The sequence below is a fragment of the Cobetia sp. 5-25-4-2 genome, assembly GCF_013374075.1.
Classification (GTDB): domain Bacteria; phylum Pseudomonadota; class Gammaproteobacteria; order Pseudomonadales; family Halomonadaceae; genus Cobetia; species Cobetia marina.
Window position 1 is genome coordinate 256833 of sequence record NZ_BLWK01000003.1, and the last position, 23887, is coordinate 280719.

Below are 23887 nucleotides of genomic sequence, written 5' to 3' on the forward strand. Positions count from 1 at the left end.
CGGCGAGCGACGCCCCTGACATCCATGCGGCCTAAACGAGAAAGGCGACCCGAAGGTCGCCTCTCTTGTTTTTCAAAAACGTTTTTTCAAAAACGTTTTTCAAGTGCGTCTTGCCAATGCATCTTGCCGATGCGTCTTGCCGATGCATCTTGCGTGTTTCTCTCATGCAGCGCCCTGTCGCACACCCCGTCGCAAGCCCGGGCGCTGAGGCAGATGTCGGCTTAGCCGAACATGCCCTTGAACATGAAGAAGAACAGGATCGACAGGATCGCGCCGGCCGGCAGAGTGATCAGCCAGGACATCACGATGGTACCGATCACGCGCAGGTTGAGCGCTGCCATGCCGCGTGCCAGACCTACCCCCAGCACCGCACCGACGAGGGTGTGGGTGGTGGAGATCGGCAGGCCGGTGCCGGAGGCCAGCACCACGGTGGAGGCCGCCGCCAGGGTGGCCGCGAAGCCACGAGACGGGGTCAGCTCGGTGATGCCGGTACCGACGGTGGCGATGACGCGGCGACCATAGGTGACCAGGCCGACGACGATACCGCCGCCACCCAGCACCAGTACCCACCAGGGCATGCTGGCCTTGGCGCCGATCTGACCGGCGGAATCGACGACACTGATGATGGCTGCCAGCGGACCGACCGCGTTGGCCACGTCGTTGGAGCCGTGGGCGAAGGCCATGGCACAGGCGGTAAACATCATCAGCAGGCCGAAGACCTTCTCGACGCCGCTGAAGTCGAAATCATCCCCGGTGGCGCGATTCTTCTCCTTGAGGCGAGAACGCGCGACCTTGCGCTCCATCAGCACGCCGATCCCCATCACGATGGCACCGATGACGACGGCCAGCAGCAGGCTGGACTCGAAGCTCAGGTGCAGCCCGACATGCTTGAGGCCCTTGACCATGGTCACCATCGAGATGATGAAGCCGACCAGGAACATGTACATCGGGACATAGCGCTTGGCGGCCGCGAACGGGTCTTCATTGTCGAAGATCAGCGTCTGCACGGACTTGAACAGCACGAAGGCGATGGAGCCCGCCAGCAGCGGCGAGACCAGCCAGGAGGCCGCGATCTGACCGACCTTGGGCCACTCGACCGCATCCACGCCGAGACCCGCCGCCGCGAAGCCGACGATGGCACCGACGATGGAGTGGGTCGTGGAGACCGGCCAGCCCTTCATGGACGCGATCAGCAGCCAGATACCGGCGGCCAGCAGTGATGCCAGCATGCCGTAGACCAGGAACTGCGGATTCTGGATCAGCAGTGACGGGTCGATGATGCCCTTGCGGATGGTATCGGTGACTTCACCACCAGCCAGCCAGGCACCGAGGAATTCGAAGATCACGGCGATGACGATCGCCTGCTTGATGGTAATGGCCTTGGAACCAACCGAGGTACCCATGGCATTGGCGACATCGTTCGCGCCTACACCCCACGCCATGAAGAAACCGAATACGCAGGCAAGGATGACGAGCACATCGCCGTATTGAGCAATGATGGACATTAGGGAACTCTTGAGCAGATGGCAGGACGTCCTGACAGCGCTTAGCGCGCCATCAGGATCTGCAGTCGGGTACCGACCTTTTCAGCTTGATCGGCGACATCGCCGACCCAGTCGATAATCTTGTAGAGGAAGATCACGTCGACCGGTGGCAGAGCGGCTTCCAGCGAGAACAGGGTCTGGCGGATCGCGATCTGCTGTTCGTCGGACTGCTTCTCGAGCTCATGCAGCTCATTGATCAGCTTGTCGACCAGCTCGCTCATGTTGCGCCCGAAGCCGGACTCGACAAGATCTTCCAGCTCGCCCAGCGCACGGCGCGCCTGGCAGACCGATTCGACCGCAGTCTTCAGATACTCACGCATGGCGGGCACCAGCGCGGTGGGTATCTGCATGTGGCGACCCAGCATGATGCCGGCGATATCCTTGGTGACGTTCGCGATGGAATCCTGGACATGGATCAGCTCGAGAAGGTCGGAACGGGATACCGGCAGGAACAGCGAATTGGGCAGATTGAGACGCAGCTGCGTCTTCAGTTCGTCCGCTTCACGCTCCAGCTTGCTGATGGTCTGACGAATGCTGGCCGCCTGATCCCAATCACCCTGTTCGCAGGCGTCGAAGAAGGTCAGCAAGTGCTGGGCACAGTCGTCTGTCTTGATGATGTGGGTGTGCAGCGCCTTGAAAGGCGAGCGCCCGAACATCGAAGAGAAAGGGTTGGTCGTTACCATAGTGGCCGTCGGCGTTAAGGATTGACGCGCGGAGTGTAGCAAAGCCTTTGTGACGATCACATAACTTTCATCGTAACGACACGATACCGCCATGCTGTTGTACTTCACGCAACATCAGCGGCAGTCGGGGGGGAACTCGAAGGATTCCAGAGGAGAGATTGTCATGTAGCGACAGGACGCGGGGTCGCTGACTGATTACATTGTTCATAATATAACCAAGGAGTTGGCGGCAGGCAATTCATGTCACACAAATGTCACGATACTGTCATATCACTGTGATTCTGCTGACGGATCACCTGCCGTGGGAAGGCTGGCGACACGCTCCGCGCTTGCCTTGGCAAGGGACAGGCGCGAGCATGAAGCCGCCGGGGGCTGCCTGTCCCGGGATCTCGGACAGGCCGCCAGCGTCCTCGTATCGCTGTCGTCATCCATGCCCGGCCATCTTCATTCTTCATCTTCTCGTACAGGGAGTGCCGTCGTCATGGCGCAGGAAATCGAACTCAAGCTGGCGCTGACCCACAGCGGCCTCGGACGCACGGCGATTCTGGAACGTCTTGCGGATATCGCGGAACTGGCTGGCACCACGCCCCGTCGTCGCTGGCTGGCCAATACCTATTTCGACACGCCTGAGCATGCACTGGAACGCGCCAAGATGGCATTGCGCCTGCGCCGCAGTGGAGAGGATGCCGACACTACGCGCCCCTTGCGCCAGACCCTCAAGACCAGTGGCGAAAGCCATGGCGGCCTGCATTCGCGCGGCGAGTGGGAATGGGCGCTGCCCGATGGCCAGACAGACCTCGATCTCGATGGCCTGCGCGGCCTTCCCCCTCTGCAGGCGCTTGAGGAAGGTCCGCGTGAGCACCTGCTCGGCGCCCTCGCCCCTACCTTCAGCACGGATTTCGAACGTCATGCCTGGCAGCTGGAGCTGACGGTGACGCAGGATGGCCAGACAGCGGGTGTCGGCGTCGAGATGGCGCTGGATCTCGGCCACGTGAAGGCAGCAGGTCGGGAAACGCACATCCGCGAGATCGAACTGGAACTCACTGGCGGTGACGACCTGAGCGCCGAGCAGCGCGAAGGGGTGCTGTGGACGCTGGCGGAATCCCTGTCCAGCCGACTGGCCCTGCGCCCGGCAGATGCCAGCAAGGCACGCCGCGGTGCCGCACTCAGAGATGGCGAATGGCACGAGAAGACGCTGGATACCACCGACACGAATGCCCTGCTCGCCGCGGCCATCGATGCCCTGGATGCACATGCCGACCGCCAGCAGCAAGATGACATGCGCTGGCACGATCACGCCCTGGCCGCCTTCTCGGCCCTGGCCTCGCGCCTGGCCGCCAGTCAGCATCCCGGTCATGTCCATGCGGTGGCGCTGACGGAGGCGCTGAGCGAATCCCGTGAGCAGGGCACGCCAGACAGCTGGATGACAGCGGCCTTCGGTCAGCACAGCCTGTCGCTGCTGGCGGCATTGCGCAGCCGAGGCCAGTGAGACAGCTCATTAAAAGCTCAGTGAGACAGCTCATCGAGAAAGCTCGTTGAGAAAGCTCATTGAGAGACCCCGGTGAAATCGCTCGCTGAGCGCCAGGCCATCGCGCCCTCACCTGCCCTGCCCCCACCATCGCGTCGCAGCCCGCCCCGGCGCTGCGACGCCAGTCAAGGAAGCCCGCATGCCTGAACGCCAAGGGCCGGCCAACGAATACGGCAGTACGTCACAATCCGCCACCGCCCCCCCTCGCTCCAGCGATTTCGAGCCGGCCAGCGGCAGGCTGCGCGCCCGGCTATTCCACTGGATCTTCGAGTCCGACACCAAGGCGGCCAAGGCCTTCGATATCGCGCTGGTCGCGATGATTCTCGCCAGCGTCGCCGTGGTGATGCTCGATAGCGTGCCGTCGCTGAATGCCCGCCATGGGGAGCTGTTCCGTATCCTGGAATGGACCTTCACCCTGCTGTTCACGCTGGAATACGCAGTACGCCTCTATTGCCTCAAACACCCCGGCACCTGGGCGAAGGGCTTCTACGGCGTGCTCGACCTGCTGTCGATCGCCCCGACCTGGCTCTCGCTGCTGATTCCGGGGGCGCAGGCACTGCTGGTGGTGCGAGTGCTGCGTGTGCTGCGGCTCTTCCGCGTGCTGCGCCTGATGGCCTTCGTCGGCGAAGGTCGCATGCTGGTCGAGGCTCTCGCGCGCAGTCGTCGCAAGATCCTGCTGTTCTTCATCACCGTACTCAGCATCATCACGGTATTCGGTGCCCTGATCTATCTGATCGAACCCCCGGAAGCCGGCTTCACCTCCATCCCCAAGGCGCTCTACTGGGCGGTGGTGACGCTGACCACGGTGGGCTACGGCGATATCGCCCCCATCACGCCCTTGGGCCAGTTCATCTCGGCGATGATGATGATACTGGGCTATTCGATTCTCGCCGTGCCCACCGGCGTGTTCTCGGCCGAGGTGCTCAACGGCCTGCGCATGCAGCAGACCAGCGATGAAGCCTGCCCCGGCTGTGGCCGTGAGGGCCATGATCGCAATGCCAAGTACTGCAAGTTCTGCGGCACCTGGCTGGATGAAGACACGCGAGACCCACGCGAGCCAGAGCCTGAACCAGAGCCTGAGACAGACCCAGAACCCGGACCTGAGCCCGACGCCGAGCCGCCAGCGAAGGAGGAAACCGCCTCCCCAGGCGACGACTCCCCCGACCGCGACCGCAGCTGACGAGGCCGAGTGTCACTCGGCACACGACAACGCCTCGGAAATGACAACGCCTCGGAAATGACAACGCCCCCGAGACCGCAAGGTCCGGGGGCGTTGTCATTCAGCCGGAAGCCGGCAAGGGCTAGCGGTCAGAGAAGGGCTTGTCCCAGGCGGTCAGCGTGGCCTCACTCCAGCTGCCGTAGGAGGCATTCGGCAACATGATCCAATCCTTGCCGAAATGCTGCGCCTGCTCCGCGACCAGCGCCTTCTGCTGCTCGGGCGTCTTGTCGGAGAAGTCATCCGCGAAATCATGCAGGCTGTCGCCCAGCTGCATCACGATGTCGTGATCCTTCGCGATCGCCTGGCGACGCACTGACTTGCTCGGCCCCAGCAGGCGCACATGGGCGTCATCGACACCGGGCAGACCCAGGGCTTTCAGCGTGGCGACCGTGGCGTCCTTGTTCTCCTCGTAGCGATCCGACACGTAGTAGATCGCCACGCCACGCGATGCGGCAAGTTCGAGGAACTCCCTGGCCCCCGGAATCAGGGTCGGCTTGCCCTCTCGCTCCCACGCCTTCCAGGTGTCCCAGCCCGTGAAGTCATGACAGGCCTTCAGATCACGCACCAGCAGCGCGGAGTTGTCGATCACGGTTTCATCAAGGTCGGTCATGATCGCGGCAGGTTTCTCGTCATCACGAGATGCCAGCAGTGTCTCCAGCTGACGTGTCGCCAGCGCATAGCTCTGACGCTGCAGGGCCGTGACTTCCGCCGATTGCTGCTGATAGCGAAGTGCCATGGCATATGCTGCCGGCGGACACTGCGCTGCCTCGGGTGTCTCGGCCGCCTGACTGACGGGAGCGACTCCCAGGCCCATGATTCCTGCCAGTGTCGCGACCCTGGTGGCTCTCGCCAGCAATGAGACACGCGCTTGAGATGAAGACGTGATCGGCATCGATGATCCTCTGTGCATGATAGGTATGTCGTTGAATTATCAAGACAGTCGAATATTAACACTCAGCGTTATTGAATTCCTGTTCAACGACCTCGCCTGCCATGTCACCATCCGCTTCTCGTCGTCATGAGCAACGCGTCATGAGCATCTCGCCACGCGCGTCATGCGGCGTGCCTCACTCGATGAAGTTCGAGATGTCGCCTCGCCCTTCACGCACGATGACGGGCGGCAGGTCGCGCAGGTCCACCACGCTGGTGGCCTCCAGGCGGCAGGCCCCACCATCGATGATCAGATCCAGCGCATGCCCGAAGCGCTGGCGGATCTCTTCCGGGTCCGTCATCGGCAGCTCCTCGCCCGGCGGAATCAGCGTCACACTCATCAGCGGCTCGTGATGTGCCTCCAGCAGGGCATGCGTGATGGCATGGTCCGGCACGCGCACGCCGATGGAGCGACGCTTGGGATGCAACAGCAGGCGTGGCACTTCGGTGGTCGCGTGGAGGATGAAGGTGAAGGCTCCGGGCGTGTGGCTCTTGAGCAGTCGGAAGACGGCATTGTCCACCTTGGCGTAGGTACCGATTTCCGACAGATCCGAGCACATCAGGGTGAAGTTGTGCTTGTCATCGAGTTCACGCAGACGCTTGATGCGCTCGATGGCTTTCTTCTCGCCCAGGTGGCAACCCAGTGCATAGCCGGAATCGGTCGGGTAGGCGATCACGCCCCCCTGCCGAATGATGGCAACCGCTTGATCAATAAGACGTTTCTGCGGGTTTTCAGGGTGTATCTGGAAAAACTGTCCCATGCGGCGCTCCTTGCGTCAGCACAGTGCGCCGGACACTGGCGCACTGATCTCGGCGAACTCTCGGCAAATTCTCGGCGAACTCTCGACAAGACCGGCCTGACACGACGCGACACGCCAGTCAGGCCGGCTCTGCCATCTCTATCACATGGTGGCGGTGGCGGCCGCAAAAAAGGGTGCAAGGCGCGGATGACACCAGACGGGCGGCACTCTGGTGCGCGGTGGCGGACTCATGCTGCCGGGTGCCAGCGGCCCCCCGGGGAAGTGGAAATCACTGCCGACGGAAGCATAGAGGCCCAGTTCATCCAGCTGACGCGCCAGGTCACGCGCACGGTCGATGTTCTGGAAGCCGCTGACCAGCTCGGCGGCCTCACCGCCGGCAGAGATGAAGTCCCGCAGCAGCTCACCGCGCTTGGTGCGGGTGAGCTTGTAGCGCATCGGGTGCGCCATCACCGCGACACCGCCATCGGCACGTATCCATCCCACCGCCTCTTCCATCTCGGGCCAGTGTGCCTTGACGTCGCCCTTCTGGCCGGAGCCCAGGTGACGCTTGAAGGCATCCTGAAGATCACGGGCCAGCCCCGCCTCCACCAGCGCGCGCGCGAAGTCGGGCCGCGACAGGGGGCGGTCTCCCGACCCGCTGAGCGTGGCCTGCTCACGGGCACGCTGCATGGCATCACTCAGTCCCAGCTTCTCCATGCGCGCGGCGATCTCGTGACTGCGCCGCTCACGTGCATCATGTTGCTGCCTGAGGCCGGCGCTCAACGCGTCTCCGGCGCCCTCGGGCATCAGCGCCACCAGGTGGATGGTCTGATTGCGCCAGCGCACGGACAGCTCGCAGCCCGGCAGCAGGGTGACGCCATGGGCAATCGCCGCCTGCTGAGCCTCGAAGATGCCTTCCATGCTGTCGTGATCGGTCAGTGACATGCGCGAGACGCCGCGCCGCGCGACCAGCGCGACCAGCTCTGCCGGCGCCATGCCGCCATCGGAGGCGGTCGAGTGCATGTGCAGGTCGATGTCCGGCACCTCGATGTCCGTCTCGAAACGCTGGGGCAGCGCGCGGGGGACCGGACGGGCAGGCGGTGGCGATGATGGCTGGTGAGCGGGCGACTCGGATGTCGGCGGATGGTCGGACAGGACGTCGGACACGGGAAAACCTCTCGGGATGAACGTCCAGAGCCTCGAGTTGCCGATCATGCTGGCAAGCCCTCGGCAGGGACGTCAGGGGCAGTGTTGACTGCCGTATATGTCTGGAAGCCACATGGGCTTTGTCAGCAGGCAGCAATGGCGGCAGAATGAACGCATGCAGGCAAGGGTGCGCCGCTGGTTGCCAAAGGATACCACTCGCACAAGCCCTTGCCTTCCCGACGGCACCGCCGTCGTGTCCAGGAGTGTGTGTTTCTCATGAAGATGTTGCTCGACTTTCTGCCGATCGTGATCTTCTTCGCCGTCTACAAGACGACTGGCGACATGATCATGGCCACGGCCGTACTGATCCCTGCCACCCTCGCCCAGGTGCTCTATATCTACTGGCGTCACAAGCGTGTCGAGAAGATGCAGCTGGTCACGCTGGCGCTGGTCGTCGTGCTGGGTGGCGCGACCGTGCTGTTCGGCAACAGCGCCTTCATCCAGTGGAAGCCGACCGTGGTCAACTGGCTGTTTGCCGTCGCCTTCCTGCTCTCGCCGCTGTTCGGCGGCAAGCCGCTGGTGGAGCGCATGATGGAGAAGGCGATCCAGCTGCCGCGTGCCATCTGGCACCGCCTCAACCTGGCGTGGGTGGTATTCTTCCTCGCCATGGGCGGCCTCAACATCTATGTCTTCAGCCACTATTCGGAAGACATCTGGGTCGATTTCAAGCTGTTCGGCATGCTTGGCCTGACACTGCTGTTCGTCATCGTTCAGGGCGTCTATCTGTCCCGTCACATGGTGCAGGCCCCTCAGGAAGAGTCTTCCTCTTCCACCTCTTCACATAAGGATGATTCGTGATGCTGTATTCCATTGTCTGTCAGGATGTCGAAGGTAGTCTCGAAGCGCGCATGGCAGCGCGACCACCACATCTGGCACGTCTTGAGGCCCTGAATGCCGCAGGCCGTCTGGTCATCGCCGGCCCCAACCCGGCCATCGACAGCGAAGCACCGGGAGACGCCGGCTTCAGCGGCAGCGTCATCATCGCCGAGTTCGATTCTCTCGAAGAGGCCCAGAAGTGGGCCGATGCCGATCCCTTCGTCATCGCCGGTGTCTATGCAAGCGCCGAAGTGAAGCCGTTCAAGCAGACACTGCCCTAGTCCTGACTGCCGCTCGGCCGGTGACCGGCGGCTTCGCCCCCTGACGACGGACAGCCTGGCTGTCCGTCGTCTGCGTTGGAGACGTTGCCCGGCCACTGCCCTGATGCCCTGCTCTCCCGCTCGACCTCCTGCCAGGAATGCCCGTGAACGATCGTCCCTCCTCCCCCCGCCAGCCCGCTTCCGCCACGCCTGAGCCGTCCGCATCGTCAGTGTCCGACGCGGCGCCGAAGGGCAGGCCGAACGCCATGACACGCAAGCCTGCGACGACGCCACCGAGCGCGATCGACCCTGTCACGGCCCCCGGCGTGGTGCCGGAGGTCCCGCTGGCACCGCTGGCCGCGCTGGAAGAGGCACGCCTTGAATGGGATGACGCGGCCCCACAGGCCATGGATTACGGGGATGTGTACTTCTCGATCCACGATGGCCGCGCCGAGACCGTGCACGTCTTCCTCGACAGCAATCGTCTGAGCGAGCGCTTCCGTGACTGGCGGGAAGCGCGCCCCTTCGTGATCGGCGAGACCGGCTTCGGCACCGGCCTCAATATCCTGTGCGCCGCCCAGCGCTTTCTGGCCACGGCACCCGCCGAGGCACGCCTGCATGTCGTCTCGGTGGAAAAGCATCCGATGCGTGCCGCGGATCTCGAACGCGCGCTGTCCGCCTGGCCGGATCTCGCCTCATTGGCGAAACCGCTGGTGGCACAATGGCCGGCTGCGGTACTCGGCGTGCATCGTCTGTGGCTGGATGAGCGCATCACGCTGGATCTGCACTTCGGCGATGCCGTCGAGCGCCTGTCACGCCTCGAAGGAGGCGTGGATGCCTGGTTCCTCGATGGCTTCTCGCCGTCGAAGAATCCGGAAATGTGGTCACCGGCGCTGTTCGCGGCCATGGCCGGCATCTCGCATCCCGAGGCGACCTTCGCCACCTTCACCGCCGCGGGCTTCGTGCGGCGCGGCCTGCGGGCGGCAGGCTTCGCCTGGCGCAAGGTGCCCGGCCATGGCATGAAGCGCGAGATGATCTGCGGCGAGCTGGACGCTGCCACCTCGGCGGCGCGCGCCGAGCTGATGGGGCTTGCCGAAAGGCAGGAACAGCATGACCGGCCCCGTCCCCCGCTGACATCGCCCGCACAGCGCGGGGTGCTTCATCCGCTGCGCCGGGAACAGCCCTGGACGCAGCCGCCCCAGCCGGCGCCCATCTCCCGCGAGACACACGTCGCGGTACTTGGCGCTGGCATCGCCGGCACCAGCTGCGCCGAGGCGCTGGCGCGGCGTGGCGTGAAGGTCACGCTGATCGACGCCGAAGCCCCCGGTGCGCGGGCCTCCGGCAATACCCAGGGGGCGCTCTACGTGAAGCTGGCCGCCGAGACCAACCCTGCCAGCCGCTTCCAGCTGGCCGCGTTGCAATACAGCCGGCGCTGGCTGGCAAGCCTCGACCCCGAGCAGACCCTGTGGTCCGCCAGCGGCGTGCTGCAGCTGGCCACCAGCGAGCGTGAGCGCAAGCGCCAACAGCGCTTCGCGGACAATCACCCACTGCCCGAGGCGCTGCTCAGGCCGGTCACTGCCGGCCAGGCCAGCCAGATCGCCGGCAACGAGATCACCTTCGATGGCCTCTTCTATCCCGTCGCGGGCTGGGTGCGCCCGAAGGCGCTGTGTCAGCACCTCGCCGCCACACCGGGCGTCAGCTTTCGGCAGGCGCGCATCGTGGCCATTCAGTCGCTGGGGGCCGAGGAAGGCAGAGAGGAAGGCGGAAAGACAGGCAACGGCGCGCCACGCTGGCAGCTGCAAGCCAGCGACGGCAGCTATCTGGAAGTGGATCAGCTGATCGTCGCGCTGGGGGAGCAGACTCACCTGCCCGAGCCGCTCGCGCATCTGCCGCTGCAGCCGATTCGTGGTCAGGTCAGCGAGATCACGGTGCCGCCCGAACAGGCAGCAGGGCTGCCCATGCTCGACAGCGTGGTGTGTGCCGGCGGCTATGTCTCGCCCTGTCAGCGTCACGCCGACGGCAGCGTGACGCTCAGCTTCGGCGCGACCTTCGCCCCGCGCGATGAGGATGAGGCGGTCCGTGAGGCGGATCACATCGCCAATGTCGCCGAGCTGCGCAGTGCGCTGCCCGCCTTCGTCGCTGCCTGGGAGCAGGCGCGTGGCGTCAGGCTGGAAGACGATGCCTGGCAGGGGCGTGTCGCCTGGCGCGCCGCCAGCCCCGACAAGAGTCCGCTGGCCGGTCCGGCACCGGACGCCGCGCAATGGCATGAGGATTACGCCGCCATGGCCTTCGATGCGAAAAAGCGCGTGCCATCACTGAGCGGCGCCCATCTGCCGGGATTATGGCTCTCCACCGCGCATGGCTCACGCGGCTTCACCACCGCACCGCTGTGTGCGGAGCTGATCGCCTCACAGCTGTGCGGCGAGCCGCTGCCGCTGGAGCGCGAACTGGCCGAGCACCTGCACCCGGGACGCCGCCTGATTCGCGATATCGTGCAGCGGCGCTGAGGCATTGGCGGACATTGGCAGACATGGGTGGGCACTGGCAGACATGGGTGGGCACTGGCAGAGGCAGAGGGCTCGCCCTCCGATGACGTCCTTCAGGGAAGCCGGCACTGCCTGGCAAGCGCCTGACGATCGATGACCTGATAGGTGAAGGAGGGGCGGCCTATCTGGCCGTAGTGGAAGGCCTCGCTGAGCATGCCGCAGGCCGCCAGATGGCGCAGGTACTTGCGGATGGTCACGCGCGACATGCCCGTGGCGCTCAGTAACGCCTCGCTGGTGAAACTGTCTTCAGCGCGTGGCAGCGCCTGGATGGCACCGGCGACCAGCGCCAGGGACGCTGCCGTCACGCCCTTGGGCAGGCGGCCATCAGACACCGTCCCCGCCGCACCACTGACCGCCATGTGCGAGCCGAACAGCTGGTCCAGCTGCTGCTGACTGACCTCCCCCTCGAGACTCTCCAGCTGCTGGCGACCACGCCGTGCCAGTGCCAGCGCCTGCTGGAAGCGGGCGAAGCTGAAGGGTTTGACCAGGTAATCGCATACCCCGAGCGCATGCGCGCTGCGCACCGTATCCGCCTCACTGGCGGCGGTGATCAGGATCACCTGGATGTCAGGGGCGGCATGGCGTCTCAACCAGCGCAATACCTCCAGACCGCTGCGGCTGCGCAGATAGACATCCAGCAGCACCAGGTCCACCGCCTCCTGCGCCAGCACCTCCAGCGCCGCGGCGACATCCTCGCACTGGGCGACCAGGCGCATGCCATCGATACGATTGAGGTATTCGACATTGAGACGCATGACCATGGGGTCGTCTTCGACTATCAGCACACGCATGCGCTCAGGCTCCTTGATCATGCGGGGTCTTGGACGGCAGCCGTCCAACGACGTGAAATGCTCTCAGGGCGCCGCAGTGGGCGACCGCTGGCAGGGCAAGGTCAGCTCGACCAGGGTGCCGCCGCCCGGGGGCGAGTAGAAGTGCCAGTCTCCCGCGCGCGCGGTCACGATCTCCTGTACCAGCGACAGCCCCAGCCCGCGACCTTCACCACGACTGCTTACCCCCGCCGCGCGCGCCGTCTCCATGAGCTCCACCGGCATGCCGGGGCCGTTGTCTGCCACGCTGATCGACAACTGGGCCTCTGACGCCTCACCCACGGATTCCAGCATCAGGCTCAGAGTGACGGCCGGGGCGTGTGTGGCATCGTCCATCTCTTCCAGCGCTTCGAAGGCATTGTCGAGCAGATTGCCGATCACGCTGACCAGATCATGGCTCAAGCTGCGCTCCAGCACCGGCAGCACGGCCTGAGACAACTCGGACTGAGACAGCGCTGCGCCGGGCATCTCCCGGTGCTCGGGCCGTGCATGATGCCATTCGACGTCCAGCTCGACATTGAGCGCGATACCCCGCTCGCGAGCCTCACTGTGCTTGCCGATCAGCAATCCTGCCAGCAGAGGGTCCGCGATGCGCTCGGCGGCCGCGGCATCCGCTGGCAGCTCCCGCTCCACCAGCAATGCCAGGTAATCTCGCAGGCCGTCGAGGTCCTGCATCTGCGTCAGCCCTGACAACACATGCAACCGATTGCGAAATTCATGGCGCGCGGCACGCAGTGACTCTGCCTGTCGGCGGACGCCGGTCAGCTCCTCGGCAAGGCGCTGCATGCGGTCGTGCTCACGCAATACCAGCACGCCGCCCATGAGATGCTCGCCATCATGCACCCGCTGGCAACGCACCCACAATCGCCGCCCGTCATGGGTGACCTGACGCAGGCGAGCCGCGTCCTGCTCCGCCACCGGCGAGTGCGCGGCTAGACACTCGTGCATGCCGGTATCGGGCAACCACGCCTCAAGGCATTCTCCCGGTTCGGGAGCCGTCCCCAGCAGCTCGCGCGCCGCGGCATTCACCAGGGTGACATGCCCCTCGGGGTCGACCACGATGATGCCCTCTTCCAGGCTGGCCAGCACCGCCTGATGCTCTTCCACCAGACGCGCGATGGCCGCCGGCTCCAGCCCCTTGAGCTGTCTGCGCAGATAGCGTGCCAACCCCAGCGCCCCCAGCGTGCCGAACAGCATCAGGATGCCCAGCCCGATCAGCAGCTGACGCTTCTCATCGGCCAGCCGCCGTCCCAGCGAATCCAGCGTGATGCCGATGGCAACGGCGCCGATGACGGAACGCGCTTCGCCATCGGATGCAGAGGCCATCACCGGGGCAAAGCTGCGCAGGCTTTCGCCGAGCGTACCGCGGGACTCGGAGAGATAGGCTGCGCCTCCGAGCGCACGTTGCTCGTCTCCCCCCTGAAACGGCTGGCCGATCCGCGCGGGCTCCGGGTGACTGAGTCGCACGCCGTCCGGACGCATCACCACGATGAAGTCGACGGCATTCTCGCGGCGCAGCCGCTCGATGCGTGCCGCCAGGCGGCTATTCGCGGCGGGAGGCGCTGCCTGCGAGGCGTTGGCTTCGCTCAAGGTGGCGCGCACCTCAGGCAGCCGCGCGATGCGTTGCGCGAGGGCGGCGATGCGCTGTCCCTGTATCTCATGCTGGGTCCGCTCCAGCTGCGCACTGAAGAGCCAGGCCGCGACCAGCAGACTGACGATCACCATGCCGGCAGCCAGCAGCGAGGTCAGCGCACTCAGTCCGGGTTGAGAAGAATGCAACACGCCAGACAGTCCACGTGCCCCCTTGGTGGCATGGCCAATTCGCCCAGCACGTGAGCGAGCCGCGCCATGCGGTTTCATAAGTTTCAAAAGGCTTTCTTTAATTCGCAAAACTTGGCCCTCGAAAGCCACATCGTAAGCTCCCTGTGACGCGCATCCACTGCGCGGACATGATGTCCCACCTTGTCCCAACCGATCCCGCGATGCCACGCCAGCGCATCCGGACATGACAACAGGTCCTGCAACGACAGAGTGCAGGACAAGGAGCCTGCATGACACATTCCTCGCAGACCGCCACGGCCACGCCTGCCGACGAGTCGCCTTACCTGAAGACACGCATCTTCGGCATGTCCCTGCCGATCTTCGCCCTGTCGTTTCTGGTCCTGATCGCCGCCATCGCCACCGATACCCTGCCGGCCGGCATGATCGGCGCCCTGATGGTCATGATGGTCCTCGGTGAGCTGCTGGGCTTTCTGGGTGATCGCCTGCCGATCATCAACAGCTACCTGGGAGGCGGAGCGATTCTCGCCATCTTCGGTGCCGCAGCGCTGGTCTATAGCGGCTGGCTGCCACAGGATGTCACGGCCAGCGTCAGCGAGTTCATGAAGGCCGGCGGCTTTCTGAATTTCTACATCGCGGCACTGATCACCGGCAGCATTCTCGGCATGGACTCCCGCGTGCTGGTCAAGGTCGGGGCACGCTTCGCGCTGCCGCTGCTGTGCTCGGTGCTGTTCGCGGCACTCTTCGCGATGCTGGTCGGCTGGATCATGGGCTTCTCGCCCAAGGATGCCGTCATGGTCATCGCCCTGCCCATCATGGGCGGTGGCATGGGGGCAGGCGCCGTGCCGATGAGCCAGATCTACGAGCAACTGCTGGGACAGCCGGCCAGCTATTACATCTCGATCCTGGTACCGGCGCTGGCGCTGGGCAATGTCTTCGCCATCATCATCGCCGGGCTGCTCAACGGGCTTGGCAAGCGCTTCCCGTCACTGACCGGCGGCGGCCAGATGATGCCGGGTGTCGATGTCCGTGAAGAGAAGAGCGCGCCTGATCTCTCCCAGCTGGGCATCGGCATGGTCATCGCCCTGAGCTTCTTCGTCGCCAGCCAGATTCTCGGCAAGGTCATCCCGCTGCACCCCTACGCGCTGATGATCATCGCGGTTGCCGTACTCAAGTGCGCCAACCTGGTGCCGGAAAGCATCAACCAGGCTGCCGCTCAATGGTTCCGTTTCGTCGCGGGCAACTGGACCTTCGCGCTGCTGTTCGGCATCGGCGTGGCCTACACCGACCTGGGCCAGGTGATCGACGCCATCACCATCACCTACGTGGTGATCGTCTTCGGTGTCGTCGCCGGTGCCGCCTTCGGTGCAGGGCTGGTGGGCAAGCTGGTCGGCTTCTACCCCATCGAGTCCGCCATCACCGCTGGCCTGTGCATGGCCAACATGGGCGGCACGGGTGACGTCGCGGTCCTCTCGGCGGCCAATCGCATGCAGCTGATGCCCTTCGCGCAGATTTCCTCGCGCCTGGGCGGAGCCTTGATCCTGCTGATCTCGAGTCTGGTCGTGCCGATGTGGTTCGCATGATCCGGCCTCGATGCGCATGATCCGGCTTCGATAGGAGCACCGACGCCAGGTGCCTCGACAGACGCTGCAGGAACGACGACGCCCCCGGCCTGTGCCGGGGGCGTCGTCGTTTCCAGGGTCAGGAGCAAGGTCAGGGCTTCGCCAACGGATCATGACCGCTGGCCGGGCTCAGTCGCCCTCTTCCTCATCGTCTGCCAGCTGACGCCCGAAGGACTGCCATTGCTCCAGCGTCATCACCTCGGTGGATTCGGTGCCGATGTCATGGACGATCAACAGCTTGCCGCGTGACAACTGGCCTTCCAGCTCCGCGACCCAGCCAGCCATGCCTTCGCCGACATCGGTGGTGTCATAGCCCTGACGGGTGACGAAGGTCTCCAGCAGGGCACGACGCGTGTCGGCGGGCAGCATGGTCTGCGGCACCTCGATGAAGCGATCCTTCGGGTCCATCTGATCAAGCGGCATCTGACTCATGGGTAGCTCCTGTTCATCCGTGGAACGTGACGCAGCCATTGGCGCCTGCGGTGCATCATTCAGCGTGTCCGTACTCATGCATCCTCTCCTGCGCGGTCTTGCGCATCGGCTTTCTGCGCGTCCGAATCTGAGCCTGAATCTGAATCTGAGCCTGAAACTGAGTCGGTGCCGGCTTCCCACTCGGCCAGACGCGCCACGAAGGCCGCTTCATCCAGCACCGTGAGCCCCAGCTGCATGGCTTTCTCGAGCTTGCTGCCCGCCGCCTCCCCGGCGACGACACCAGCGGTCTTCTTCGAGACACTGCCCGCCACCTTGGCGCCCAGCGCCTGCAGGCGCGCCTTGCCTTCATCACGCGTCATGCTGTCGAGACTCCCCGTCAGCACCCAGGTCTGGCCTGCCAGCGGCTGGGGTCGCTCGCCGATCTCGACCTCTTCCCAGCGCAGACCGCAGGCGAGAAGCGCCTCCAGCGTCTCGTTGTTGGTCGCTTGCTGGAAGAAGGTATGGATATGCGCCGCGACGATGGGGCCGACATCTTCCACGGCTTCCAGCGCGGCTTGATCCGCTGCACGCAGCGCTTCAAGCGTGCCGAAGTGCGTGGCCAGATTCGCCGCGGTGGCTTCGCCGACTTCCCGGATACCGAGGGCATAGATGAAGCGCGCCAGGGTGGTGTGGCGGCTCTTGTCCAGCGAGGCGACCAGATTGGCGGCGGACTTCTCGCCCATGCGCGGCAGCTCGGCGAGCGTGGCAGCGTCGAGATGGAACAGATCCGCCGGTGTCTTGACCAGCTCACGCTCGATCAGCTGCTCGATCAGCTTCTCGCCGAGGCCATCGACATCCAGCGCCTTGCGGCTGGAGAAGTGCTTGAGAGCTTCCTTGCGCTGCGCGGCGCAGATCAGTCCGCCCGCGCAGCGTGCCACCACCTCGCCTTCGAGACGTTCGATCTCGGAGCCGCACACCGGGCAGCCGTCCGGCAGCACGATGGCTTCACGGCTGGCACCTTCGCTGGCGACCCGCACCACCTGCGGGATGACATCGCCGGCCCGCCGGATGATCACGCTGTCGCCGATCTGCACGCCGAGACGTTCCACCTCATCCATGTTGTGCAGCGTGGCATTGGAGACCACCACCCCGGCGACCTGCACCGGTGCCAGCCGGGCGACCGGTGTCAGCGCGCCAGTCCGTCCGACCTGGAAATCGACGCCTTCCAGAGTGGTTTCCTGCTCCTGCGCGGGATACTTGAAGGCGATGGCCCAACGCGGCGCGCGCGCCACGAAGCCCAGCTCGCGCTGCAGACGCAACGCATCCAGCTTGATGACCGCGCCATCGATGTCGTGATCAAGCCCTTCGCGCTGCTCACCGAGACGGCGGGTGTACTCGATGATGCCTTGGGCGCCGCGCACCACCTCAAGCTGCGGGCTGGTGCGAAAGCCATAGTCATTGAGCAGCGCCATCAGGCTGGAATGATTCTGACCGACCTCCGTGGCCAGCAGCGCCTCATCGAGGCGCGCGACCTGATAGGCACAGAACTCCAGCGGGCGCGAGGCAGCGATGCTGGAATCCAGCTGACGCAGACTGCCGGCGGCGGCATTGCGCGGATTGGCGAACACCTTGCCATCCTCGTCGCGGCCGCGCGCATTCAGCGCCTCGAAGCCGGCGTGACTCATGTAGACCTCGCCGCGCACTTCAAGCAGCGCCGGCAGATCATCCCCCCGCAGCCTGAGCGGGATCGAGCGGATGGTGCGCAGATTGGTGGTGATGCCTTCCCCGGTACGTCCATCGCCGCGCGTCACGCCCTGTACCAGCACGCCATTCTCGTAGATGAGCGACACGGCCAGGCCATCGAGCTTGGGTTCACAGCAGAAGCTCAATGCCTCGCCTGCGTCTTCCACATCGCCCAACTCCAGGGTTTTCGCCGCACGCTGCACGAAGGCACGCAGCTCATCGTCATCGAAGGCATTGTTGAGCGACAGCATCGGTACCGCATGCTGCACTTCCTCGAAACCGCTGGCCGGTGCGGCCCCGACACGCTGGGTGGGGGACTCCGACGTGATCAGCTGGGGGTAGTCGGCTTCCAGTGCCTCGAGACGGCGCAGGCGCGTGTCGTAGTCGGCATCGGTCAGCGTCGGGTCATCCAGCACGTAATAGCGGTGGCTGGCCTCGAGCAGCTCGCGATGCAGCTGCGCGACCTCCTCCATCACCTTGGCAGGCACACCTTCCACCGCGGCCGGAGCAGCGGACTGAGGAACGCTCGAGGCGCTGGAATCATCGGCAGGGGCCGAAAACAGATCATCCTGGGCTGACATGACACTCACTCGAAACGGTGGCCTCATCAGCAGTGCCCAAAGGGCTGCGCTGATCGACCGGAAAGCGGGTGGCGACAGGTCCTCCGGCCTGAATCGCAGGGCCGGGGGATCGCCATGATGCCGTCATTGTACTCAAAGCGCTCGATGGACCCCACTCCCGGCTGAGAGGAAAGGCCGCAGATGACACATGGCATCAGGCGCTTCAGAACGAGGACGGAGAATCGCATGAAACACAAACGCCAACGGCGACCCGAAGGTCGCCGTTGGCGTTTGTGGCATGACGGACCCACTCTGAGAATGGCTCGCGAGTCGATCAGTTGGCCTGGTAGCGATGCAGACGATTGCGACGCTCGAACTCGTGCACCTGCTGGCGCTTGAACTCGATGGTCTGGGCCGTCATCACGCTGTGGTTCTCGTCCTTGAGCTCACCGCCCAGGCGACGCACCAGCAGCATGGCGATCTCGACCATGGTCTCGAAGGCGGCAGAAGTGTCGTCCGCGCCCGGCAGCGGCATCAGGAAGGTGACACCATCCAGCTGGCTGTCCACCATCTCGGCCGGCGTGAAGATCCCCGGCTTGACCACGTTGGCCATCGCGAACTGCAAGGGACTGTCGTCATCATCTTCCTCATGGCGCAGGAACAGCCCCATCTCGGAATGGCGCAGACCACAGGCCAGCGAGATGCCCAGCACGTCTTCACCGCTGAAGCCTTCCTCGCCACGCGCCATCACCGAGATGATGATGACTTCACTGGCATCAGCCAGGGTGTCACGTGCGAGCTGGTCATCGACCTGATTGCGCTCGGCACGCAGCACCAGCGGATGGCGATCATCCTCGGAGACTGTCGTGTCGGCTGCAGGCACGGCGGCCGCTTCCAGCGAAGGCTCCTTGCGCTCGGAAGCCGCGTGCTCGTCATCGGCCTGCTGGCCAGCGGAGAACGCTTCGGCCTTCACATCCTGACCTTCCTCGATCTCGGCCATCGGCTCGAGATCATCGGCCTGGGTGGAGGAGACGCTGATGCTGTCGTCCTCGGCGGTGATCACCGGCTTCTCATGGAAGTCCTCTTCGCGCGCCGTCTCTGACTGCTCGCTGGAGGCGGTGCCGAGCACAGGCTCGCGATGCGCCTCGTCATGCTCGTCGTCGCGCCGCGCGCCCAGACTGGCGGTCACGTCGCGCATCGACTGGCTGGCACGCGCCCCGAAGGCCGCCGCACGCTCGCCGAAGCCCTTGCGCTCCGGCGCTTCACGGCGCTCCATGGGCTGTGCCGGACGACTCGGTTGCGTCACCCGTGAGGCCTTGATGCCATGGGCATTGTCGAGCACGGCATCCTGCTCCGCCTCGGCCTGCGCTTCGGCATCGCCAACCACCCGGTAGCCGCCATTCGGCAGCTCCCAGTTGTCACGTTCTTCCTCTTCTTCCACCGCGGAAACACCCGCCTCTTCGGTGGAATCTTCCGTACCCGCTCGATCCAGTCGGGGTACTCGACGTTGACGTTGGAGCCTGCGCACACCGTCAACGACGATGATTGCGACCAGCACCAACCCCAACAAGATGAGCCACTCTCTCAATTCCATGGGTCATTAGCCTGTTTGCTTGGGCACCATGCACGTGAACAGCATAGCGCGATTGCAGAAAAAGGGGACATTTTTCGAATGTCAATCCTGTGGTGGTGACCTGCGCAATCGCCCTTCAATTATCCCTGACTGACACTATGACGCAAACTCGTAGTGCTTTCGATCTCTATGTGCAACACGATTTTGCCAACTTGGCCGCAAAGACGGCCGCTGGCTACCGCGCACAAGGATGACCTTGGCCTCCTGCACGGCTTTTCACTCACGCTTCAGCCAGTACCGCCGCTTCTTCGATCCCTACAGAGACAAGACGCGAGACGCCCGGTTCCTGCATGGTGACGCCCATCAACCGATCCGCCGCCTCCATGGCGATCTTGTTATGGGTGATATAGATGAACTGTACGCTTTCCGACATCTCTTTCACCAGCCTTGCATAACGCCCGACGTTGGCATCATCCAGCGGCGCATCCACCTCATCGAGCATGCAGAACGGGGCCGGATTGAGCTGGAAGATGGCGAAGACCAGCGCCAGCGCCGTCAGAGCCTTCTCCCCACCTGACAGAAGATGAATGGTCGAGTTTTTCTTGCCGGGCGGGCGTGCCATGATCGCCACGCCCGTCTCGAGCAAATCATCGCCTGTCAGTGTCAACCACGCGGTTCCGCCACCGAAGATCTTCGGGAAAAGCGTCTGGATTCCGGCGTTGACCTTGTCGAAGGTGTCCTTGAAACGCACCCGCGTTTCCTGATCTATCTTGCGTATCGCACGCTCAAGGGTCTCCAGCGCCTCGGCCAGCTCCGCATGCTGGGCTTCCAGGTAGTTGCGACGCTCGGCCTGCTGGTCGTACTCCTCGATGGCGGCCAGGTTGATGGCCCCCAGCCGCTTGATGCGCTCACCGACCTGCTCCAGATTGTGGCTCCAGGCCGATTCGGTGGCGTTCGGGTCCAGCTCGTCCTCCAGCAGCGTGATCGCCGCCTCGTCATAGCCCAGCTCCACCAGCTGCTCATCCTGCGCATCCGCTTTCAAGGTCAGGGCCTGCACCTGCATGCGCCCTTCCTCGAGGCGCTGACGAATGCCCTCGAGATTGCGTTCATGGGTCTGGCGCGACTGCTCGGCCTGACGCATCTGTTCGACCAATTCATGAGTCTTGTCACGACAGGCATTCAGCTTGGTTTCCTGATAGAGGCGTGTCTCGAGCAACATCTCGAGCTGTTCGCGCTCTTCTTCCTGCGGCAGCGAGGCTTCTTCACGGCTGGCCTCGAGCAGCTCGATGCGCTCGGCGAGCTTCTCGCGCTGCTCGACGGCTCGCATGCGCTGGCCCTGCATGCCATCGCGCTCTGTCACCAGGCGCTGACTCTCCATGTCGAGACGGCTGACCTGCTCCCGCGCGGGCGCCAGCTGGGCACGCAGCCCGGCCAGCGCCTCCTGATGCTCGCGCCGTGAGCGCTCCAGCGACTCACGCGACTGGGCATTGTTCTCCACTGCCTCCAGCGCCTGCTGCCAGCGCTCGCGCGCCTCCTCAAGCGTCAGGGCATGATTCTCGCGGGTCTCCGCCAGCTGCTCGAGCTCTTCCTCAAGCTCACGGGCACGGCCATCGACGTGCTCGAGTCGGCTGGCGAGCCCCGCCTCCTTGAGGCTCAGCTCACGCTGACGCTCGCCAAGCTCCCGCTCTTCGACCCGCAGATGCTCGAGCTGTTGCTCGGCGCCGGCAATCTGTTCATCAGCGGCAGCCAGCCGCGCCTCGATATCGTCGAGTCGCGACTCCAGCGCTTCCAGTTCCAGCACGACCTGCTCGAGACGCGCGCGCTGGCCGATCACGCTGTCGGCACGCTCGCCCGCTATCTGACGCCGGCTCCAGCCACGTCCCAACCACAGGCCGTCCGGTGTCAGCACGCTTTCATGGGCGGCCAGCGTATCGCGCCGGCCCCAGGCGGCGGCCTGTGACTCGACGCAGTGAATGCTGGATAGCCAGCCCGTCAGCGCCGGGGCACCGGTGATCCGCGCCGCCAGCGTACCTTCAGGGGCCGTGGCATTCGTCTCCCCGGCAGCATCGACCAGCAACAGCTCGCCACCGGGCAACTCACTCATCAGGGCAGCCGTCACATCCGACTCTGCACGGGACATGCGTGCCTTGAGGAAGGGCCCCAGCACCCAGGCACTGACGGACTCCCAGCCCTCGGCGACCTCGAGCCCCTCGGCCAGCGCCGGGGCCTGCGCGAGACCATGTCGGTCCAGATGCGTCGCCAGGCTGTCATCGTCATCCCGCAGCGCGGCATCGATCAGCGCCTGAAGCGAGGCCTGCTCGCCCTGCAGCACGTTGCGACGCTGGCGCAGTTGGTCACGCTCACCGTCCAGCGCCAGACGATCCGTCTGTGCCTGCTCACGGGATTCACTGGCCTGCTCGCGGCGCGACTCCAGCGATTCGCTGCCGAGCGTCAGCTCGTCGAGCTGCTCGCGCAGTTCCTCGCGTGTCTCGCGCAGTTCGACGACATCCGGCAGCTCCGCCAGCTGCTGACGGCGGCGCTCGCGCTGAGTCTCGGCGTCACGAATGGCATTCTCGATGCGCTGGATCTCGCTCTGGGCACGCTCGGCCCCGCGCTGGGATTCGTTGTCGGCCTGGCTGAAGCGCTCCCACTCGCTCTGGCTGTCCTGGCGGCGCTCCTCGGCCTCTTCCAGCGAAAGCTCGAGGCCTTCCAGCGTCTCACGCGCCAGCTCCAGTTCCGGCGCGATATCTTCCAGACGTGCCTCGATCATCTCGAGACGCTCACCGTCCTCGCCCTCGACGCGCTGGATGTCGCTCAGCTCTCGCCGCGCGATCTCGAGATCCGCCGCCAGCTGCTGCTCACGGGTTCGGGCGTGCTCGAGACTCTGCTCGAGACGGGCGATCTGGGCACCGGTCTCATAGAAGGCGGCCTGATGCGTTTCCAGCTCACCGGCCAGCTCGTCGTGCTGATAGCGCTGCTCTTCCAGCTGGCTCTCGCACTGACGCTGACCGAGAATCTCGCGCTCGACACCGGTTTCCAGCTCCGCGACACGTGACTGCTGCTCACGCTGCTGCGCGCGCAGGCCACGCCGACGCAGCACGGCCAGCTCACCCTTGAGGCGGTATTCGTCCTGCTTGAGGGTCTGGTAGCGCTTGGCGGCTTCGGCCTGACGCTTGAGGCGCTCGAGCTGCTTGTCGAGTTCCTCGCGCAGATCATCCAGGCGCTCCATGTTCTCCTGGGTGCGCTTCATGCGGTTCTCGGTCTCGCGGCGGCGCTCCTTGTACTTGGAGATGCCGGCGGCTTCCTCGAGGGTGCTGCGCAGATCATCCGGGCGCGCCTCGATCAGCTGCGAGATCATGCCCTGACCGATGATGGAGTAGGAACGCGGGCCGAGCCCGGTGCCGAGGAAGACATCGGAGATGTCACGTCGGCGACATTTCTGGCCATTGAGGAAGTAGCCGGACTGGCCGTCACGCGTTACCAGACGCTTGACGGCGATCTCGGCGTACTCGGACCAGGCGCCACCGAGGCTGCCGTCGGCATTGTCGAAGGTCAGCTCGATGGAGGCCTGCCCCACCGGCTTGCGCCCGGTGGAGCCATTGAAGATGACGTCCGTCATCGACTCGCCGCGCAGGTTCTTGGCGCTGGACTCGCCCATGACCCAGCGCACAGCATCGATGACGTTGGATTTCCCGCAGCCGTTGGGGCCGAGAATCGCCGTCATGTTGCTGTCGAAGGGCACGGTGACCGGATCGACGAAGGATTTGAAGCCGACCAGCTTGATCGATTTGAGCCGCATTGCGCCTGGCGCGTCCTTGAGTCTGGAGGAAGAAGAGCTGAAGCAGGAAAACCTGAACCGCCGCGGTCTCTCAGGTCTCCCGGTGGAGAGCCCGCGCCGCG

Annotated in this window: 17 protein-coding genes; 6 read left to right on the forward strand and 11 right to left on the reverse strand. The window is 64.6% G+C overall.

Translation table 11 applies throughout. The features are described from left to right. Positions 1-221: 221 nt before the first annotated feature. Both HXS65_RS08590 and HXS65_RS08595 read right to left on the reverse strand, forming a co-directional pair. A complete protein-coding gene (locus HXS65_RS08590; RefSeq protein WP_077378980.1) occupies positions 222-1505 on the reverse strand; it encodes an inorganic phosphate transporter in 1284 nt (427 codons plus the stop codon). Between the two features lie 41 nt (positions 1506-1546). Further along, positions 1547-2227: a TIGR00153 family protein gene (locus HXS65_RS08595; protein ID WP_077378976.1), complete on the reverse strand. Its 681-nt coding sequence runs from the start codon at positions 2225-2227 to the stop codon at positions 1547-1549. 481 nt (positions 2228-2708) lie between these two features. Here HXS65_RS08595 and HXS65_RS08600 point away from each other — a divergent pair, with 481 nt between their 5' ends. Together HXS65_RS08600 and HXS65_RS08605 are read left to right on the forward strand one after the other, a co-directional pair. Next, complete coding sequence (locus HXS65_RS08600; protein ID WP_176493670.1) at positions 2709-3716, forward strand: CYTH domain-containing protein; 1008 nt, start codon at positions 2709-2711, stop codon at positions 3714-3716. A 178-nt stretch (positions 3717-3894) separates the two neighbouring features. Beyond that, entirely contained in the window at positions 3895-4935 is a 1041-nt protein-coding gene (locus tag HXS65_RS08605) for an ion transporter (RefSeq protein ID WP_084209376.1), read from the forward strand. Between the two features lie 121 nt (positions 4936-5056). On the opposite strand, the gene HXS65_RS08610 is transcribed toward HXS65_RS08605, so the two are convergent. From HXS65_RS08610 to HXS65_RS08620, 3 genes are all read right to left on the reverse strand, one after another. Further along, on the reverse strand, positions 5057-5866 hold the full coding sequence (locus HXS65_RS08610) for a 5'-nucleotidase, lipoprotein e(P4) family (RefSeq protein ID WP_255304464.1): 810 nt from the start codon (positions 5864-5866) through the stop codon (positions 5057-5059). Positions 5867-6041: 175 nt separating this feature from the next. Further along, positions 6042-6665 (reverse strand): L-threonylcarbamoyladenylate synthase, encoded by a 624-nt coding sequence (locus HXS65_RS08615; protein WP_176493671.1) that lies wholly within the window; start codon positions 6663-6665, stop codon positions 6042-6044. Positions 6666-6806: 141 nt separating this feature from the next. Then, on the reverse strand, positions 6807-7811 hold the full coding sequence (locus tag HXS65_RS08620; RefSeq protein WP_240499608.1) for a PHP domain-containing protein: 1005 nt from the start codon (positions 7809-7811) through the stop codon (positions 6807-6809). Between the two features lie 255 nt (positions 7812-8066). Between HXS65_RS08620 and HXS65_RS08625 the strand changes: the two genes are divergently transcribed. From HXS65_RS08625 to mnmC, 3 genes are all read left to right on the forward strand, one after another. Continuing rightward, complete coding sequence (locus HXS65_RS08625) at positions 8067-8648, forward strand: septation protein A (protein WP_077378961.1); 582 nt, start codon at positions 8067-8069, stop codon at positions 8646-8648. Further along, a complete protein-coding gene (locus HXS65_RS08630) occupies positions 8648-8947 on the forward strand; it encodes a YciI family protein (RefSeq protein WP_077378958.1) in 300 nt (99 codons plus the stop codon). Before HXS65_RS08625 ends, HXS65_RS08630 begins: the two co-directional genes overlap by 1 nt. A 143-nt stretch (positions 8948-9090) precedes the next feature. Continuing rightward, positions 9091-11433, forward strand: a complete 2343-nt coding sequence (gene mnmC, locus HXS65_RS08635) for an FAD-dependent 5-carboxymethylaminomethyl-2-thiouridine(34) oxidoreductase MnmC (protein ID WP_308483177.1) — start codon at positions 9091-9093, stop codon at positions 11431-11433. A gap of 92 nt (positions 11434-11525) precedes the next feature. Here mnmC and HXS65_RS08640 read toward each other — a convergent pair whose 3' ends face one another. Together HXS65_RS08640 and HXS65_RS08645 are read right to left on the reverse strand one after the other, a co-directional pair. After that, the gene (locus HXS65_RS08640) at positions 11526-12263 is read right to left on the reverse strand and encodes a response regulator (protein ID WP_084209824.1); all 738 of its coding nucleotides are present in this window, start codon (positions 12261-12263) and stop codon (positions 11526-11528) included. 63 nt (positions 12264-12326) lie between these two features. Further along, a complete protein-coding gene (locus tag HXS65_RS08645) occupies positions 12327-14081 on the reverse strand; it encodes a sensor histidine kinase (RefSeq protein ID WP_255304465.1) in 1755 nt (584 codons plus the stop codon). Between the two features lie 269 nt (positions 14082-14350). On the opposite strand from HXS65_RS08645, the gene HXS65_RS08650 reads away from it, so the two are divergent. Beyond that, entirely contained in the window at positions 14351-15661 is a 1311-nt protein-coding gene (locus HXS65_RS08650) for a 2-hydroxycarboxylate transporter family protein (RefSeq protein ID WP_084209380.1), read from the forward strand. Between the two features lie 168 nt (positions 15662-15829). Here the strand turns inward: HXS65_RS08650 and HXS65_RS08655 are convergent, their stop codons facing one another. From HXS65_RS08655 to smc, 4 genes are all read right to left on the reverse strand, one after another. Further along, the gene (locus HXS65_RS08655; RefSeq protein WP_240499610.1) at positions 15830-16132 is read right to left on the reverse strand and encodes a YheU family protein; all 303 of its coding nucleotides are present in this window, start codon (positions 16130-16132) and stop codon (positions 15830-15832) included. A gap of 74 nt (positions 16133-16206) precedes the next feature. Then, entirely contained in the window at positions 16207-18327 is a 2121-nt protein-coding gene (gene ligA / locus HXS65_RS08660) for an NAD-dependent DNA ligase LigA (RefSeq protein ID WP_255304476.1), read from the reverse strand. A 421-nt stretch (positions 18328-18748) separates the two neighbouring features. Next, positions 18749-20008: a cell division protein ZipA C-terminal FtsZ-binding domain-containing protein gene (locus HXS65_RS08665; RefSeq protein WP_077378945.1), complete on the reverse strand. Its 1260-nt coding sequence runs from the start codon at positions 20006-20008 to the stop codon at positions 18749-18751. Positions 20009-20267: 259 nt separating this feature from the next. Continuing rightward, positions 20268-23786 (reverse strand): chromosome segregation protein SMC, encoded by a 3519-nt coding sequence (gene smc, locus HXS65_RS08670; RefSeq protein ID WP_176493673.1) that lies wholly within the window; start codon positions 23784-23786, stop codon positions 20268-20270. Positions 23787-23887 lie beyond the last annotated feature (101 nt).

Coding starts and splice junctions, on each gene's coding strand:
- HXS65_RS08640 (WP_084209824.1), bottom strand. CDS start 12,263: ATGCGTGTGCTGATAGTCGAAGACGACCCCATGGTCATGCGTCTCAAT.
- HXS65_RS08630 (WP_077378958.1), top strand. CDS start 8,648: ATGCTGTATTCCATTGTCTGTCAGGATGTCGAAGGTAGTCTCGAAGCG.
- HXS65_RS08615 (WP_176493671.1), bottom strand. CDS start 6,665: ATGGGACAGTTTTTCCAGATACACCCTGAAAACCCGCAGAAACGTCTT.
- HXS65_RS08595 (WP_077378976.1), bottom strand. CDS start 2,227: ATGGTAACGACCAACCCTTTCTCTTCGATGTTCGGGCGCTCGCCTTTC.
- HXS65_RS08590 (WP_077378980.1), bottom strand. CDS start 1,505: ATGTCCATCATTGCTCAATACGGCGATGTGCTCGTCATCCTTGCCTGC.
- ligA (WP_255304476.1), bottom strand. CDS start 18,327: ATGGAGGAGGTCGCGCAGCTGCATCGCGAGCTGCTCGAGGCCAGCCAC.
- HXS65_RS08610 (WP_255304464.1), bottom strand. CDS start 5,866: ATGCCGATCACGTCTTCATCTCAAGCGCGTGTCTCATTGCTGGCGAGA.
- HXS65_RS08655 (WP_240499610.1), bottom strand. CDS start 16,132: ATGAGTCAGATGCCGCTTGATCAGATGGACCCGAAGGATCGCTTCATC.
- HXS65_RS08600 (WP_176493670.1), top strand. CDS start 2,709: ATGGCGCAGGAAATCGAACTCAAGCTGGCGCTGACCCACAGCGGCCTC.
- HXS65_RS08605 (WP_084209376.1), top strand. CDS start 3,895: ATGCCTGAACGCCAAGGGCCGGCCAACGAATACGGCAGTACGTCACAA.
- HXS65_RS08665 (WP_077378945.1), bottom strand. CDS start 20,008: ATGGAATTGAGAGAGTGGCTCATCTTGTTGGGGTTGGTGCTGGTCGCA.
- HXS65_RS08625 (WP_077378961.1), top strand. CDS start 8,067: ATGAAGATGTTGCTCGACTTTCTGCCGATCGTGATCTTCTTCGCCGTC.
- smc (WP_176493673.1), bottom strand. CDS start 23,786: ATGCGGCTCAAATCGATCAAGCTGGTCGGCTTCAAATCCTTCGTCGAT.
- HXS65_RS08650 (WP_084209380.1), top strand. CDS start 14,351: ATGACACATTCCTCGCAGACCGCCACGGCCACGCCTGCCGACGAGTCG.